Here is a 16038-nt window from a genome sequence, read left to right on the forward strand (position 1 = left end):
CGGTGCGCGGGAGACAGCGTGACGAGGAGGGACCATGACCGTATTCATCCTGGTGGCCGGGGCGTTCACCGGGCCGCACGTGTGGCGGGACACCGCCGCGCGGCTGGCCGAGGAGGGCGCCGAGGTGCGCTTCGCGGCGCTCACGGGACTGGGCGGACGCCCCGGCGGCCCGGGGGAGACCATCGACCTGGAGACCCATGTCGCGGACGTGGTCGCCGTGATCGACGCGGTGACGGCGGACTCCGGCGGGGAGATCGTGCTCGTCGGCCACGACTACGGCATCCACCCGGTGCTCGGCGCGGCCGACCGGCGGGCGCGGTCGATCGCCCGGATCGTCCACCTGGACGCCGGGATGCCGCGGGACGGCGTCCCCGCTCTGGCGGCCGTGCCGGACCCGCGCCTGCGCGTGGAGGTGGCGGAGCGCGCCGCCGGTGAGCTGCCGCCTCCGGCCCGGGACGCGTGGCCGCGCTGGGGGAGCACCGCGGGCCTCTCCGAGGCGGCCCTCGACGGGCTCACCGCCCTGGCGGCGCCGCAGCCGCTGGGCACGCTGCTCCAGCCGCTGCGGCTCACGGGCGCCGTGGCCGCGGTGCCCGTGACCGGGGTGCTGTGCACCGGCAACGGGCCGGGCGTCGAGATGCTCCAGATGATGGTGGAGGTCGGCGATCCCGCCCTGAGGGCCCTGGCCGACGCCCGGGTGGCCTTCTTCGACCTCCCCACCGGGCACTGGCCGATGCTGTCCTGCCCCGCGGCACTGGCGGAGACCCTGATCGAGGCCGCGTCCGGCGGGGGGCGCCGGCTGACCGCCCCCGACGCCTCCCGACCGCCCGCCCATCTGCGGCCGTTCCTCCTGGACGTGCCCGAACGGGCCCGGGAACGGGCCGGGAACACCGACCTGTACCTGCCGGACGGCCCGGGCCCGCACCCGGCCGTGGTGTTCGTGCACGGCGGCCCGGTGCCCGCCGGGGCACGGCCCACGCCCCGGGACTGGCCGACCCTGACGGGATACGCCCGCCACGTCGCCGGACAGGGGGCGGTGGGCGTGACGCTCGATCACCGCCTGCACGCCCTGACCGACTACGAGTCCGCCGCCGCGGACGTGGCCGACGCGGTGGAGCGGGTGCGCGCCGACCCGCGGGTGGACGCGGACCGGGTCGCCTTGTGGTTCTTCTCGGGCGGCGGACCGATCGCGGCCGACTGGCTCACGAACCCCCCGGCGTGGCTGCGCTGCCTGGCGGCGAACTACCCGGTCCTCGCGCCCCTGCCGGCATGGGGGCTGGCCGACACCCGTTTCCACCCGGTGCGGGCGGTCTCCCGCGCCGGCCGCCTGCCGATCGTGCTGGTCCGGGCGGAGCGCGAGAGCGCGGAGATCGCCGCGACCGTCGAGGAGTTCCTGACCGAGGCCGCCCGCCACCGGGCGGACGTCGAGGTCATCGACGTACCGGACGGACGGCACGGCTTCGAGACGCTCGACCCGACCGACGGGGCGCGCGAGGCCGTGCACCGTGCGGTGGGCGCGGTGCTGGCCCGCCTGAAGGGGTGACGCCCCGATGAGCCGGGGCCGGCCGGAGGTGTTCCGGGCCGGCCCCGCGGCGGACGACGGCGCGCTTCGCGTCGCTTGAAGGGGAAGGGCGGCTACTCGATGACGAGCTCGACGTCGATGTTGCCGCGGGTGGCCTTGGAGTACGGACAGTAGGCGTGGGTGGCCTCGACCAGCTTCTGCCCGGCCTCGCCCGCGAGGGAGTCCGGCAGTTCCACGCGCATGACCACCGCGAGCCCGAAGCCGTCGCCGTCCTTGCCGATGGAGACCTCGGCGGTCACGGAGGCGTCCTTGGTGTCGACCTTCATCTCGCGGCCGACCGCCGCCATCGCACTGGCGAAACAGGCCGCGTAGCCGGCCGCGAAGAGCTGCTCGGGGTTGGTGCCCTTTCCGTTGCCGCCGAGGGCAGGGGGCATGGAAAGGGGAAGGTCGATCTGGCCGTCCGAGCTCACGGCACGGCCTTCGCGGCCGTTGGCGGTGGCGGCGGCGGTGTACAACGCGTCCATGGGATGACCCTCCTCTGGTGCCCCGACCGGGATGGTCGTGGCCACGCCCATAAAGATTGCACACAATTAAGTTGTGTACAACTTGATGGCTTGGTCGGCGGTACGCTGGTTTCATGACCCCTTCTCCGAGTGCCTCGCCCGACCTCTGCGCCGTCCCCGACACGGAACTGCTGCGACTGGACCACCAGGTCTGCTTCTCGCTGCACGCCGCGTCACGGGCGTTCGGCGGCTTCTACCGGCAGGCGTTGAAGGATCTCGGCCTGACCTACCCGCAGTACCTGGTGATGCTGGTCCTGTGGGAGCGCGGCCCGCAGTCGGTCAAGGTCGTCGGGGAGCGTCTCCGCCTGGACTCCGGCACCCTCTCGCCACTGTTGAAGCGGCTGGAGGCGGCCGGGCTGGTCCGGCGTGAGCGCAGCCGCGAGGACGAACGCTCGGTCCTGATCGACCTGACGGAGGAGGGCGCGCGGCTGCGGGACCGCGCGCTGTCCGTCCCCAGGGGCGTGCTCGCCGCCACCGGCCTGTCCCTGGAGGAGGTTCTCGGGCTGCAGGAAGTCCTCGGCCGGCTCACCACCGCCCTGGGGGAGGCCGCCGACGCCTACTGAGCCGCCGAGGGGCAGCCGGCCGGTGGGGGCCGCCCTTCGGCGGTCCGGCTTCCGCGGCGACCGAGTCGAAGGCGGTGACGCTCTGGACGTCTGCCCGCTGCGCGACCCGGTCGGCGCCCCTGCGGGGGAGGTTCCCGCTGCGCGACCCGGTCAGCGCCCCTGTGGGGGAGGCCCGGTCGCGGAAGGCCGCGAAGTCCGGCAAGGGGAGGGGCGGGCGGCACCGGCGCGGGGTGAAACGCCCACCCACATGCGACAGAGGAAACTGTCACCATGTGGAACGACAGGAAATGTTGCCACGGATGCTCCGTGACAGCTAAAATTGTCACATGGATGATGTGAAGGTGATTCCGACCCCGGACCGGAGTGATGGGAGCTTCTGGACCACGGTCCTGACTCCGGTGGATCCCGCCTGGAACGATCCCGGCGACGACGACACGTTCGCCATGGACGAGCAGGTGCTCGACGCGGTCCGGGCGCTGACCGAACGGATCTCCACGCGGGCGGTGGCCTACCGCACCGCCGGCAAGCCGTTCGACGCGGCGCTCATGGCAGCGCCCGACGTCCAGCTGGCGATGCTGCGGTCGCTCTACGAAGCCAAGCGCTCGGTCGACCGGCTGGCCGAGAGCGCGGCCACCGTCGCCGGGCGCGGCGGGTCCAGCTACACGCAGTTGGGTGCGGCCTGGGGCGGCATCAAGCGCCAGTCGGCCCGCCTCAAGTGGCCCCACGCGGTGCCCAAGAAGTCCGCCGGCGAGTCCATCCCGCTCCACTACGCGGGCGGCGACGCCGTCATCCATCACGACTCGGGCGCCGACGCCTGGTGGTACGTCGCCACGGGCGCGGATTCGCAGGAGGACGAGTCGGAGGCTGTCCACAGCACCTCCGCCGAGGCCATCGCGCGGGCGACCGAGTTCCTGCTGACGCACGCCCGGCCCGCGCGGCTCGATACCGCGTGAGCCGGTGGCGGCACGCTCTTCCCGCTCGTGCCGCCCCACCTGTGCGCCCGGGAGGGGGCGTCCCTCAGCTGCCGGCGGCTCCCGCGGCCCCGCCGCGGAAGTCCCAGGCGTCGATGTCGCGGTAGTGGATCGGCCCCGGCCCCCGGCCGATGTTGCTGCCGACCAGATGGAGGCGCCGGGCCTCCCAGCTCCGGCCGGAGAAGGGGACGAGCCCGGCGGCGGCCTCCGCGGTGGCCCCGAGGTTTCCCCGCCGTGACCGGGCCAGCGTCAGGTGGGGCCGCAGCGGCCGGTCCGGGAAGGGCACACCGTGCTCCCTGACGAGGGCGCGTACGTCGGCGGCGAGCCTGTGCAGCCCTTCGAGGTCCCCCGTGACCCCGGCCCACAACACCCGCTCGTCGAAGTGCCCGCCGCCGTCCAGCGCCAGCCGCACCGGACGCTGCCGCGCCGCGAGCCCGGCGAGCGGAGGTATCAGGGGCGGGACGGCGGTGACCGGCAGCTCACCGAGGAACGCCAGGGTGATGTGCCAGTCCTCGATGCGGTTCCACCGCATACGGGGGTAGGCGTGGTAGGCCGGGCGCAGCGCCCGTGCCAGCTCTTCCTTCGCGTCGTCCGGCGGGGCGAGCGCCAGGAACACGCGGGTCGTCGTGGCCCGTCCGCGTTCGTCCGCAGGGGCCCCGGTCACGGCTTCGAGCGGTTCGTTCACCTGCCGTACCGTACGTGCCGACCGCGTCCCCGCCCCAACGCGGGGCCGACGGTGGACCCGTGCTTCGCCTCCCGCCCCACCGTGCGGCCCGGCGGGAGGCGGGCCGTGCCGCCGCAGAGCCGGGTGCGGAGCCCGTCAACCCGTTCGGCGGCCCGGCGTGCCGGTCAGCCGAGGTAGTCCGTGCGTCCCTCGTCGTCGAGCTCGAAGGGGCCCTCCGGGATGACGCAGAACTCATTGCCCTCGGGATCGCCCATCACCAGGAATCCGCCATCGGCGTACCCCTCCAGCCGACGCCCGCCGAGCGCCTCGATCCGCTGCCGCTCGGCCGCCGGGTCGGGTGCCGAGACATCGATGTGCAACCGGTTCTTGCCCCGCCTCGGCTCGTCGGTCCGCTGGAAGCCCAGCCCCAGGCCGTGTTCGCGCCGCAGCCATACGTACGGACCCGTACGGCCCACGATCGGCCTCCCGAGCAGCTCCGCCCAGAACGCGGCAAGCCGTTCCGGGTCCGTGGCATCGACGATGAGCGCGTTGATCCGCGTCTGTGACTCCGTCATGCTCACCCACCTTTCCAGGTGTGCCCCTGGCGCGCCCCGTGTTCCGTACCGACACCCCGGCCGAGGCCCACCGCCCGCGTGGCCGGAAGCGGACGGACAGTCGTCGCCCGCGGGGGCATTCCCGGCCGGCCATCAGCGTAAGAGGACGAGCGCGGGTGCTCCAGGACATCGCATGCGTACATCGCATACGCTCATGCGTATGACGCAAGAAGATGGTGAGCTGGACAGCCTGGTACGCAAACGCATCCGCGCCCTGCGTGTGGCCCAGGGCTGGTCCCTGGAGGAACTGGCCGCCCGCGCGAAAGTCAGCCAGTCCACGCTCAGCCGCATCGAGAACGGTCGGCGCCGGCTGGCCCTGGACCAGCTCGTCATCCTCGCCCGCGCCCTGGACACCTCCCTCGACCAGCTCGTCGAGACCGCCTCCGACGACGTCGTCTCCCACCCGATGATCGACGGGGCCCACGGCCAGATGCGGTGGCCCATCAAGGCGGAACCCGGTATGACCGTCATCCGTCAGCGTATGACCGAGCCGCCTCCCGACAACCCGTCGCGTCTGCGCGCCCACCCGGGCCGCGAGTGGCTCGTCGTCCTCTCCGGCACCGCGATCCTGCTGCTGGGAAACCGGCGCCTGCGGATCGAGACGAACCAGGCGGCGGAGTTCCCCACGATGCTCCCGCACGCGATCGGGGCCGAGGGCGGGCCGTGCGAGCTGCTGGGCATCTTCGACCGGGACGCCCGCCGCGGCCATCAGCGCGGCGAAGGCGCGGAGGCGGAGAACCGCCCGACACCGTCCGGGTCGAGCCCGCCGTGACGAGCGCGCGTCGGCGAGACGGAGGCGCGCGGAGCGCGCCACCGCCGCGCACGGCGGTGGCGGGCCGTGCGGGGGAGGTGCGGGGGAGGCCGCGAGGCGAGGCCGTGGCCGGTCAGTTGGGCGCCCGCAGCCGGTGCGCTCGCAGTCGGTGCACCCGAGGTCGACGAGGAGACCGCCGCCATGACGTTCGCGTCGTCACGACCGGCGGAACCCGACGGTCGGCGCGGTCGCCCCCCGCGCGTCTCAGCGGCTCACGCCGGGCCGACGCGGGAGATGGCGCCACCGATGTCAGCGTCGGGCAGCAGTCGGGGGCGAACTCGATGTCGCCGTCGTTGTGGTTCGCGTACGGGAAGCCCTCGCGAAACCGGCTGCCGGGGCCCGCCCGTCGCAGCCCCGCCGTGCGGAGCCTTCGGCCGCATGTCAGCCGGGGACGGTGGCGGCGGGCGGATTCCAGCGATGGGAGCGGGCTGCCGTGGGGGAGAGGCCGTACTCCTTCTTGAGGTGTTCGGGGATGGCGTAGTGCATGACGCGTCCGCGGGTGAGGGAGGACAGTTCGAGGACCGTGGTGAGGTGGCCGAGGCGGTCCAGGGCCATGGCGCCCAGGGGAGAGCGGTCCTCGATGTTCTCCAGGATGCCGAGAAGGTGGGGTACGGCCTTGACGACGGTGTCCCACGAGGTGCGGGGGACCCGCAGCCAGTCGGCGCAGGTGTCGCCGGTCAGGTGGCGGATGAGCGCGGAGACGATCGGGTCGAAGAAGGTCCCGGGCACGACCTCCTCGTACAGGTCGATGAGCTGCCGGGTCAGCCGCGCGCCCTCCTCGGAGGGCCCCATGTGCCGGACCATGTACAGGTCGAGAAACCGGCGGGCCTCGTCCAGCGATCGGGGAACGGCTTCCTGGTCGACGCCCAGCATCGCGCCGACCACCCGCCAGGCGTAGTAGTAGGCGTCAGCTCCTTCCTCCGACATATGGATGCCGAGGCGGTGGAGGCTGTCGAGGACGAGAAGCGAGAAGAACATCTGCCCGCCGATCATGTCCTCCTGACAGATCGGCGTCCCGAGCGTGTCGGTGTTCCATCGATTCTCGCGCAGGAGGTGATGGCGGATGGAGGCGTGCAGAAGACGGACCTTCTGGGCTGCCGGGACGAAGCGTCCCCCGGCCTCGAAGGCGTCCGGCCGCATCAGGTAGACGGTGAACTGCCCGGTCTCCGCCATGCGTTTGGAGGGGTAGTCCAGCCCGTGGGTGGCCGACAGGAGTTTCGCCACGTGCGGGACCACGTAGCAGGCCGGCATGGAGGCGAAGGACAGAGCAGTGGAAATATGGACGTTGTTGTCGATGAAGAACAACCGTGCCTTCTCCATCTTTCCCCAATCGACCCAGGCCGGCGGAGCGCTGGTGGCCTGGAGGTATTCCCGGGCGACATCGGGGAGCCCGTCCGGGAGAGGTGCGCCCGCGGTGGAGACATAGCGCATCAGGGTGTTGAACTTGCCCACCTCCCCGCGTTCGAAGAGCGCCGCGACGGTGGCGTCGGCCAGTTCGTCACCGCCCTGCCTCAGGGCGTTCATCGAATCCTCGGTGTGGTGCATGGAGGCGTTCCTTGTCGTCGGAGGATGTGCGGCGGACGGGTTCCGAACGGGGGTTCGGAGCAGCGGGGCCTGACAACCGGGTTCGGAGCAGCGGGGCCGCGACAACCGGGTTCGGAACAGGGAGGTTGGGACAACCGGGTTCGGGACAACCGGGTTCCGGACAGCGGGGTGGGGAACAGCGCGCTCCGTAACGATCGAGTCGGGACGATCGGGTTCGGAACGGCGGGGCCCGGCAACCGCGTTCAGGACAGCCGGACGGTTGCCGAGTTCGCCAGCGCGGTCAGGGCATCGGCGGCATGGGGCGGTACGTCCAGGTCATGAAGGGCGCCGAGGGCTTCGTCGACCCGCGCCGTGATCATGTCTTCGACGCGGCCGGGGGTTTCCAGCCGCCACATCACTTCGCGTACGGTCCGCAATCCGTCCTCGTCGAGGTCCCGGCGGCCCAGGACGGCTCGGAGCCGGCTCCGGTCGGCGTCACCGGCGAGGCGCCAGGTCTCCGCCAGCAGAGCCGTGGGCCGGTGCCCGCACACGTCGTCCGCGTTGGCCTTTCCGGTGCGAGCGGGGTCTCCGAACAGCCCGAGCAGATCGTCCCGGAGCTGGAACGCCTCGCCCAGCGGCAGCCCGTAGGCGGAGTAGCCCGCACACAGGCGTCCGCCGGCCCCGGCCAGGGCGCCGCCGATCAGCAGGGGCTGCTCGACGGTGTACTTGGCGGTCTTGTACCGGATCACCTTCAGCGACGCCCCGGTGTCCGGTTCCGTTCCGGTGCGCAGGATCTCCAGGCACTCGCCCGCGATCAGCTCCCGGCCAAGAATCGCCCACAACGGGCGCGCCCGGCCCAGATAGGCGGCAGGCAGACCGCTGGTGGCGAAGAGGTGCCCGGCCAGGCCCATCAGCAGGTCCCCCACCAGCATCGCCAGCGACCTGGCGGCGGCCGCCGAACGCGGGCGACGGCGCACGGCACCGCGCAGAGCGATGTGCGCGGTGGGGCGGCCGTGCCGCAGCGCACTGTCGTCGATGAGGTCGTCGTGCACGACCGCGGCCGCGTGGATCAGCTCCAGGGAGGCGGCCGCCCGCACCAGCGCGGCGCTGTCCGGCTGCCCCACCGCCCGCCAGCCCCAGTAGCAGAACGCGGCCCGCAACCGTTTGCCGTCCGCGACGACCGCCTCCAGCTGCGCGGCCACCGGTGCCAGGGACGGGTCGATCGCCGCGAACAGGGCGGCCTCCCGGGCGACGAACGAGTGCAGCACCTCGTCGATCCGCGCCCGGAACGCGCCCGCGTCCCACCGGTCAGACGCCATCTGCGGCCCGCCGGGCGACGGCCTGCCGGGCGAGGAGCTCCAGGTGGGCCGGGGGCGGAGCCGCGTACCGGTCCAGCACCAGGCGCCCGCGCGCCATCAGCTCGTGTTCGGCCTCCGCCGCCAGTTCGGCGGCGTCCGAGCGGCGCAGCAGTCCTCGCACCACGCCCAGGGCCGTCCCCACCGCGCTCACGGCCAGGTCGGCCGCCCCCATGACGAGCAGGACCACCCGCTCGTCCGGACCCCCGTCATGTTCCGTTTCTCGCGTCATGCCGCTCCCTCCCCCAGCCCTTCCGACGGCGCAGGCCGCACGCCCTGCCCACAGGATCGCGACGCACCGGGCATCGGAGGGGCGGAACCCACGATCGAGTGATCAATGCGCTCGACCGTGCGATTACGGTGAGACCGGCCGGGCTGCGAGACCCCGCCGCGCTTGTGACACCCAGCTCCGGGCAACGCCGTGCACGCAGAAGGCACAAGGAGGCGGGCTGCCTCGCAGAGCGTCACCGTACGCCGGGCCGGGCCCGCCCCTCCGGGAGAGGCGAGCGGCCCCTCGGTGCGGAACCCTCAGCGCGGAAGGGCCGCGTTGAGCCGGGCGGCCTGGCGCGTCAGGTGGGCGCGCTCAGCGAGCGTGGGGGCCCTGCGGGCTGCGTCCGCGTACAGCCGTGCCGCCCTCGGCAGGTCGCCGTCGCGCTCGTGGAGATACGCCGCGACCGCTGTATGACGGGGCAACGAGTCGCTCAGCGCGGCGAGCTCGGACAGGCCGGCGCTCGGCCCGTGGGCCTCGCCGACGGCGACCGCCCGGTTGAGCCGGACGACCGGGCTGTCGGTCAGGGCCATCAGTTCGTCGTACCACTCGACGATCTGAACCCAGTCGGTCTCCCCGGCGGTCGGCGCGTCGGCGTGGAGCGCCGCGACGGCGGCCTGGGCCTGGAACTCGCCCAGCCGGTCACGGACGAGGGCTGCCTGCAGAATCGCGACGCCCTCGGCGATCGCCCCGGTGTCCCATCGGCCCCGGTCCTGCTCGGCGAGCGGCACCAGGCTCCCGTCGGGCGCCGTCCGCGTGGCGCGCCGGGCATGGTGCAGCAGCATGAGGGCGAGCAGCCCCGCCACCTCCGGGTGGTCGATCGCGGCCGCGAGCTGCCGGGTGAGCCGGATCGCCTCGGCGGCGAGGTCGACGTCACCGGAATAGCCCTCGTTGAAGACCAGGTAGAGGACGCGCAGCACCGTGGCGACATCACCCGGCTGATCGAACCTCACGCCGGACACCGTGCGCTTCGCCCGGCTGATGCGCTGCGCCATGGTTGCCTCGGGCACCAGATAGGCGCGGGCGATCTGGCGGGTGGTGAGCCCGCCGACGGCTCGCAGCGTGAGCGCGACGGCGGACGACGGAGGCAGCGACGGGTGGGCGCACAGGAAGTAGAGCTGGAGCGTGTCGTCCGCCGCGGGCGCGAGTCCGGGCGCGGGCTCGTCGTCTACGAGATCCTCCCGCCGCCGCCGCGCGGCCTCCGCCCGCGTGGCGTCGAGGAACCGGCGCCAGGCCACGGTGACCAGCCAGCCCTTCGGGTCGCGCGGCTGGTCCTCCGGCCATACGCGGACCGCTTCGACCAGGGCGTCCTGCACGGCGTCCTCGGCCGCCGCGAAGTCTGCTCCGCGGCGGACGAGGACCCCGATGACGCTCGGCGTGAGGCTCCGCAGGAGTGCCTCGTTCATCGAGGCGTCATTCCGTGACGGTGGGCGGCGCGGACAGGAACGGGCGCACCTCCAGCCATTCGTGGATCGGCTTCCCGCCCGCACCCGGAGCCGCCGACAGCTCCCCGGCCAGCTCGACCGCGCGGTCGTAACCGTCGACGTCGATGATCATCCAGCCGGCGATGAGGTCCTTGGTCTCGGCGAACGGCCCGTCGGTGACCGGCGGACGGCCCTCACCGTCGTACCGGACCCACGAGCCTTCGGGGGCGAGCGCCGAGCCGTCGACGAACTCCCCGGTCTTCTCCAGCCGGTCCGCGAAGTCCTGCATGTACTGCATGTGCGCCGAGATCTCCTCGGGCGTCCACCGGTCCATCGGGACGTCGTTGACCGCGGCCGGGGCTCCGCGGTAGTGCTTGAGCAGCAGGTACTTGGCCATGATGTTCTCCTCCGTGCTGTACGGCCCATTGTGGCCGCTTCCACTGCTGGGACGGAGCCGGAAGCGGGTTCTCGACATCCCCGGCCGCCATCTTCGTGATTCTTTTCCGGCCGGTCGCGGACGAGCGAGCGGTCGCTGCTCTCGCAGGTCCCACAGGCTCCGCATTCGTGCCGTGACGGCCGGTGCCCCGGGAATCGGCCCGGGGAGCGCGCCGCCCCCGGGCTGCCTCCTGCGGCAGTCCGATGGAGACGACAACGCCCATCGGGCGAGCGGAGAGCGGACTGCCGCGACGCCCGCCGCCCGCGGGCCCGCCGACCCCCGAGCCGCAGGAGCGCCTCCGGATCGCGGGCGGCCGTGTCCCGAGGAACGCGGCCACTTCGGCGTGGCCGGCCGGGCCCGGGAAACGCGGGTAGGCCCTGAGGAGGTCCTCCGTCCCGGAGGCCGTACCGGGCGGGCGCGGGGGGAGGCGGTCGCATCCGTGGCCCGCCACCCGGTAGCGCAGGATCTGCTCCCGGCTAGCTTCGATCCGGACGATGCCGTTCGATCGCCGCCTCCTCACCGCGGGTTTCCGTACGCTACCCCGGTACGCCGCCGCCGGAGCCGTCCTCCACTCCATGGGGGGCGTCGTCGTCACCCGCCCGCGACCCAAGGCCGACGAGACCGCTCGGACCCATGGCGCCCGTACTCCTGGCGCCCCTCGCGCCGGTCCGGCGTGCGCTGTCGGGTCCGGAGCATGCTGTCGGCCTGAACACCCGAGCCCTGCCGTGCGCGGTCCGCCCGGTGGTACGGGCTGCTGAGGGAAGGGAGATCAGCGGCGGGAGAGAAGTTCACGTTTATGATGACTTGATGCGATCTGCTCCCTGGTGGGCCTTGGTCTCCTCCGGATGTGCCCCGGTCCTTCTGGTCGGCTCCTGGACGATCGCGCAGCTGCGCCAAGGGCCGGCGTACGACCCCGCGAGGGAGACCCTGAGCGTGCTGGCCTCCTACGGCGCTGCCAGCTACTGGCTGATGACGGGGATGCTGCTGGTGCTGGGAACGTCCTACGTGGTGACGGCGCACGCGCTCCGTCCGGCGGCGGCCGCCGGGCGTGCGGCCCTGGCCGGCGGCGGTCTGAGCGCACTGGCCCTGACGTTGGTGCCCGCTCCGAGCAGCGGCGGGGCGCTGGAGCACGGGGCCGTGTCCACCGTGGGCCTCGTGCTGCTGGCGGTGTGGCCGCCCCTGGCCGCCGTCCGGGACGGGAGGCCGGCGCCGTGGGGGCTCCGGCTCGATGTGTCGCTCGCCGCGAGCGCGTTGATGTGCGCGAGCGCGCTGTGGTTCCTCGCGGAGCTGCAGAGCGCGAGGGCGCCCGGCGTCGCCGAGCGCGTGGTCACGTTCATCCAGGCCCTGTGGCCGTTCCTGGTGGTGCTCTCCTGCCGGAGACGTACGGCCTGACCCAACGAGGCCCGCCTGCCACAGGAACGCCTTCGCAGGAAGCTTCCGCAGGAACGCCACTCGGCGTTGAGCAGGCCGAACGACGCCGGCCGTCGCCGGCCGTCCACCACGGAGCCGGCTGCATCCGGAATGGGTTTCACCGACTTCGGTGACGAGCCGCTCACGCTGGCTCCGCGGCGCGTGGTCCAGGCACGGGCCAGATTCCCGCCGCGGAGCCGGGACATCAGGACGTACTGCCGGCCGTTCCCGTACGGGCCGAAGTCATGTACCCGAGGGGCCGGTGTGACCGCTTCCTCCCAAAGCCGCGACCGCGTGATCGTGGCCGTGGTCCTGCGGGGCCCCGTCGGGGTGGTGTCCAAATCGGCGGTGGTCGCCTTCGTGGACGGGATGGCGATGAAGGCGAGCGGACCTGCCGAGTTCCGGCAGTGGCCGGCCGGGCTGCTGCCGGCTCTGGCCCCGGTACCGACACACGAGGTGCGGCGGGGGCCCCGCTGAGGCCCTTGCTGTTGGCGAGTGAGGCTTGACCCTCACGTGGCGTCAGGCTGCATAGTCGGAGCCGTGGAAGATCACTGGACCGTGGGACGCGTCGCCGAACTGGCCGGCGTGAGCGTCCGCACGCTGCATCACTATGACGAGATCGGGCTCGTTCGGCCGTCGTCGCGGACCGCGGCCGGGTACCGGGCCTACTCGGCGGACGACGTGGAGCGGCTTCGGGAGGTGCTGGGCTACCGGCGACTGGGCTTCGGTCTGCGCGAGGTTGCCGAACTGGTTGGCGACCCGTCCGCCGACGCGGTCGCGCACCTGCGCCGACTGCGCGGGCTGCTGCTGGAGAGGCGTGATCGTGCCGCAGCCATGGTGGCGGGCATCGACAGGGAACTGGCGGTACGAGCGAAGGGAATGAGAGTGACACCGGAGGAGCAGTTGGAGATGCTCGGTGCACGGCTGTACGACGCGATCGGCGGCGCCTACACCGCGACACGGCATACCGAGCCGCGCATCGCCGCGCAGATCTGGGACGCGCTCGGGGACGCGCAGACGGTGCTGAACGTGGGGGCCGGTACCGGCTCCTACGAGCCTGCCGATCGCGACGTCACCGCGGTGGAGCCATCCGCGGTCATGCGGGGGCAGCGGCCTGCCGGCTCGGCGCCGTGCGTGGCCGCCGCCGCGGAGAGCCTGCCGTTCGAGGACCACTCCTTCGACGTCGCGATGGCCGTCTCCACCGTCCATCACTGGGGGGACCCGATAGCCGGGCTGCGCGAGATGCGGCGCGTGGCCCGACGCGTGGTGGTGCTCACGTTCGACACCGACGAGCCCGGGTGGCAGGGCCGGTTCTGGCTCACCCGCGACTACCTGCCCGAGTTCGCCACCGTCCTCGCGGACTTTCCCTCGCTGACCGGGATGGCCGACGCGATCGGCGCCCGTGCTGAACCGGTGCCCATCCCGTGGGACTGCGCTGACGGGCTGTTCGAGGCGTACTGGCGCCGCCCGGGGGCCTACTTGGAGGGTCATGTGCGCCGTGCGGTGTCCGTGTGGACGCGAGTCGGGCCGGAGGCCGAGCAGCGGGCCGTGCGCAGCCTCAGCGACGACCTCGACTCCGGCCGGTGGGCCGAGCGCAACAGCGAACTCGCCGGTCTCGACGCCGCGGACCTCGGCCTCCGCCTGCTCGTAGCCTGACGGGATTGCCGGTCGCGGCCCCTCCGGTCAAAGCCCCGGGTACGGGCCGAGCTCCACTGCCGCGTCCTCGACGGGGCGCGAGCCCACGAGGGCCCGCCGACCGTGGCGCGAATCGCCCCTTACCCGAACAGCCTCAGGAACGATATCCAGGACGCCCACCTGACCTCGCCCTCAGAAAGGCACACTCTGCGTGCGTACGCAAAAGCCTGGCAAGGCGCCCGACCGGACTGAGGACCTCCGCCCGATATGCTTGGCAGGCAGGCCCCCTGCCACATCTGACACCCCCGCGGCCGCCCCCTTGGCGCCGCTCGCCCTGCAGCCCGGAGTCGGCAACGCCGCGGTCGTCCAGATGCTGCGCCAGGCCGGACACCCCGGTGCGCAAGCCCCGGAGCGCCATCACCACGGTGACGGCCGCGGTCACCAGCAGCCCGAGCCGGCCGCCGTGCGGCGCTCCGCCGTGCACAGCGTCCTGCGCAAGGGCGGCCGGCCCATGGACAACGCCACGCGTTCGGACATGGAGACCCGCCTCGGCGCCGACTTCTCCAACGTCCGCCTGCACACCGGCGCGGCAGCGCAGCGCTCCGCCGCCGAGATCGGTGCCCGCGCCTACACCTCCGGCGACCACATCGTCATCGGCGACAACGGCACGGACAGGCACACCCTCGCCCACGAGCTGACCCACGTCATCCAGCAGCGCCAGGGCCCCGTCGCCGGCGCTGGCAACGGCTCCGGCCTCAAGGTCTCCGACCCGTCGGACCGCTACGAGCGGGAGGCGGAGGCCAACGCCACCCGAGTGTTGGCCGGTGGCCCCTCCGTGGTGCAGGACTCCGGACAGCACGCTCCGGCAGCGGATACGGAGGCCATTCAGCGGGTCGTGATGCGGGACGAGGCCGCCACCCTCAGCAGTTTCACTCCGTCCAAGGCCGGCGCCACCCCCCTCCACGGAATCTCCATCCGACGCCCCACGACGGTGTCCGGAACAATCAAGAGGAGCGGAACGAGCGGGCGCCCCGGGGCGCCCAACCCACTCGCGGTCACGAGTCTGCACAGTCAATACCTCCAGGCGGTGGCCAACGGCCAGGCCGCCGTCCCGCTGACCGAGGCCCAGGTCTGGGCCGACCTCTTCGCCGGCGCCGGATACGACCGCGGGCACATCATGGGCCTCGAAGTCGGCGGCTTGGACGTCTCCGGAAACATCGTGCCGCAGTGGTCCCTCAACCAGCAGTCCGGAGCCTGGCGGAGGATCGAGAAGGACCTGACGGCCGTCAGCAACGGCGATGACGTCGAATTCAGCGTCAACTACGCGTCGGACGCCGGTGGTTATCAGACAGTCATGGTGCCCAAGGATATTTCGGCGAAGGTCACCTCCAGGGCGACCGGGCAGTCCGGCAGCCAGACCTGGGACAACGGGCCGGACGACAACGACCTGTTCAGGGCTGGAGCGAGCCCGGAGGAGCGGCGCGAGGCATACGAGGCGACCAAGACGCAGCGTCAGGTCACCACGGGTTCGGTACTCACCGAAGCCGAGATGCACCTGTTCGCACTCCGGGCGATCACCTACCCCAAGGCGCTCGCTCGATCGCACCGGGACTACGAACAGGCGTCCGCGAACGGAACCGGTCAGCAGGCCAGCAAGTTCGACGTCTACTGGGGCGAGTTCACGTTTTCGGACGTGCCGAAGAAGAGCCGCACCAAATTCATCGAGCAACTCGTGGTCGCGGGACTGGTCACCAAGGGGCAGGCCGGCTACCAGATCGTTCAGTAGCCGTAGCCGTAGCCGTAGCCGTAGCCGTAGCCGTAGCCGTAGCCGTAGCCGTAGCCGTAGCCGTAGCCGTAGCCGTAGCCGGTCTGATCCGGGTGCGTGCGGTGAGCGTGGTGGTCTCGCTCCTTGAGGCCACCGCGGAGGGCCTCGCCAGGACTCCGGGGCCACCGGTCCGGCCCGTGAGGCCGCATTCGGACGGCCCGGTCTGCCGCGCCGTTCCGTCGATCATCGCGGTCGGCCCAGGCGCAAGGAAGCAGAAACGCGGGTCACCGCACCGCTCGACTCACGACGCGCCTGACCCGCCACCGGACGACCCTTAGGCGCTGCATCCCGTCTGCTCCGGCGCTGACCGGTCCGCGGGTCACCATTCGAACACTCGAACGCCCACCGGTTCGCGTCCCGCCGTTTCGGCCGGAAAGTTCGTGCTCTACGCGACCGCGGGGAGCCCGGCCGCGCACGGGCTGCCGCACGGGCACTTCCTGCTGTCCGGCCGCCTCT

General features: G+C 72.4%; 17 protein-coding genes. 8 read left to right on the forward strand and 9 right to left on the reverse strand.

Going from position 1 to position 16038, the window contains the following annotated elements; translation table 11 throughout:
* Positions 1–34 precede the first annotated feature (34 nt).
* Complete coding sequence (locus ACIQMU_RS24380) at positions 35–1540, forward strand: alpha/beta fold hydrolase (RefSeq protein ID WP_352242096.1); 1506 nt, start codon at positions 35–37, stop codon at positions 1538–1540.
* Between the two features lie 92 nt (positions 1541–1632).
* Here ACIQMU_RS24380 and ACIQMU_RS24385 read toward each other — a convergent pair whose 3' ends face one another.
* Entirely contained in the window at positions 1633–2043 is a 411-nt protein-coding gene (locus ACIQMU_RS24385; protein WP_352242095.1) for an Ohr family peroxiredoxin, read from the reverse strand.
* Between the two features lie 113 nt (positions 2044–2156).
* On the opposite strand from ACIQMU_RS24385, the gene ACIQMU_RS24390 reads away from it, so the two are divergent.
* The gene (locus ACIQMU_RS24390) at positions 2157–2645 is read left to right on the forward strand and encodes a MarR family winged helix-turn-helix transcriptional regulator (protein ID WP_402689669.1); all 489 of its coding nucleotides are present in this window, start codon (positions 2157–2159) and stop codon (positions 2643–2645) included.
* A gap of 326 nt (positions 2646–2971) precedes the next feature.
* Complete coding sequence (locus tag ACIQMU_RS24395) at positions 2972–3598, forward strand: hypothetical protein (RefSeq protein ID WP_352242093.1); 627 nt, start codon at positions 2972–2974, stop codon at positions 3596–3598.
* A 64-nt stretch (positions 3599–3662) separates the two neighbouring features.
* On the opposite strand, the gene thpR is transcribed toward ACIQMU_RS24395, so the two are convergent.
* Entirely contained in the window at positions 3663–4301 is a 639-nt protein-coding gene (gene thpR, locus ACIQMU_RS24400) for an RNA 2',3'-cyclic phosphodiesterase (protein WP_402689670.1), read from the reverse strand.
* Between the two features lie 164 nt (positions 4302–4465).
* Entirely contained in the window at positions 4466–4855 is a 390-nt protein-coding gene (locus ACIQMU_RS24405) for a VOC family protein (protein WP_352242091.1), read from the reverse strand.
* A gap of 199 nt (positions 4856–5054) precedes the next feature.
* Here ACIQMU_RS24405 and ACIQMU_RS24410 point away from each other — a divergent pair, with 199 nt between their 5' ends.
* A complete protein-coding gene (locus tag ACIQMU_RS24410) occupies positions 5055–5666 on the forward strand; it encodes an XRE family transcriptional regulator (RefSeq protein WP_352242090.1) in 612 nt (203 codons plus the stop codon).
* Positions 5667–6086: 420 nt separating this feature from the next.
* Here the strand turns inward: ACIQMU_RS24410 and ACIQMU_RS24415 are convergent, their stop codons facing one another.
* From ACIQMU_RS24415 to ACIQMU_RS24435, 5 genes are all read right to left on the reverse strand, one after another.
* Positions 6087–7250: an oxygenase MpaB family protein gene (locus ACIQMU_RS24415; protein ID WP_352242089.1), complete on the reverse strand. Its 1164-nt coding sequence runs from the start codon at positions 7248–7250 to the stop codon at positions 6087–6089.
* A gap of 242 nt (positions 7251–7492) precedes the next feature.
* Positions 7493–8548, reverse strand: a complete 1056-nt coding sequence (locus ACIQMU_RS24420) for a polyprenyl synthetase family protein (protein WP_352242088.1) — start codon at positions 8546–8548, stop codon at positions 7493–7495.
* Positions 8538–8816, reverse strand: a complete 279-nt coding sequence (locus ACIQMU_RS24425) for a polyprenyl synthetase (RefSeq protein WP_352242087.1) — start codon at positions 8814–8816, stop codon at positions 8538–8540. The genes ACIQMU_RS24420 and ACIQMU_RS24425 overlap by 11 nt, the downstream gene beginning before the upstream one ends.
* A 296-nt stretch (positions 8817–9112) precedes the next feature.
* A complete protein-coding gene (locus ACIQMU_RS24430; RefSeq protein WP_402689671.1) occupies positions 9113–10258 on the reverse strand; it encodes an RNA polymerase sigma factor in 1146 nt (381 codons plus the stop codon).
* 7 nt (positions 10259–10265) lie between these two features.
* Positions 10266–10673, reverse strand: a complete 408-nt coding sequence (locus ACIQMU_RS24435) for a YciI family protein (RefSeq protein WP_352242085.1) — start codon at positions 10671–10673, stop codon at positions 10266–10268.
* An 846-nt stretch (positions 10674–11519) separates the two neighbouring features.
* Here ACIQMU_RS24435 and ACIQMU_RS24440 point away from each other — a divergent pair.
* The 4 genes from ACIQMU_RS24440 to ACIQMU_RS24455 all read left to right on the forward strand — a co-directional run bounded on the left by ACIQMU_RS24440 (position 11520) and on the right by ACIQMU_RS24455 (position 15543).
* A complete protein-coding gene (locus tag ACIQMU_RS24440) occupies positions 11520–12104 on the forward strand; it encodes a DUF998 domain-containing protein (protein WP_352242084.1) in 585 nt (194 codons plus the stop codon).
* Between the two features lie 282 nt (positions 12105–12386).
* Positions 12387–12599 carry a hypothetical protein gene (locus tag ACIQMU_RS24445; protein WP_352242083.1) on the forward strand — a complete coding sequence of 71 codons (213 nt, stop codon included), beginning with the start codon at positions 12387–12389 and terminating at the stop codon, positions 12597–12599.
* 81 nt (positions 12600–12680) lie between these two features.
* Positions 12681–13778 carry a MerR family transcriptional regulator gene (locus tag ACIQMU_RS24450; RefSeq protein ID WP_352242159.1) on the forward strand — a complete coding sequence of 366 codons (1098 nt, stop codon included), beginning with the start codon at positions 12681–12683 and terminating at the stop codon, positions 13776–13778.
* Between the two features lie 298 nt (positions 13779–14076).
* The gene (locus tag ACIQMU_RS24455) at positions 14077–15543 is read left to right on the forward strand and encodes a DUF4157 domain-containing protein (RefSeq protein WP_402689672.1); all 1467 of its coding nucleotides are present in this window, start codon (positions 14077–14079) and stop codon (positions 15541–15543) included.
* On the opposite strand, the gene ACIQMU_RS24460 is transcribed toward ACIQMU_RS24455, so the two are convergent.
* Positions 15537–15731 (reverse strand): hypothetical protein, encoded by a 195-nt coding sequence (locus tag ACIQMU_RS24460; RefSeq protein WP_402689673.1) that lies wholly within the window; start codon positions 15729–15731, stop codon positions 15537–15539. The two genes, ACIQMU_RS24455 and ACIQMU_RS24460, sit on opposite strands and share 7 nt — an antisense overlap.
* Positions 15732–16038 lie beyond the last annotated feature (307 nt).

This window comes from Streptomyces sp. NPDC091649 (assembly GCF_044756785.1).
Taxonomy (GTDB): domain Bacteria; phylum Actinomycetota; class Actinomycetes; order Streptomycetales; family Streptomycetaceae; genus Streptomyces.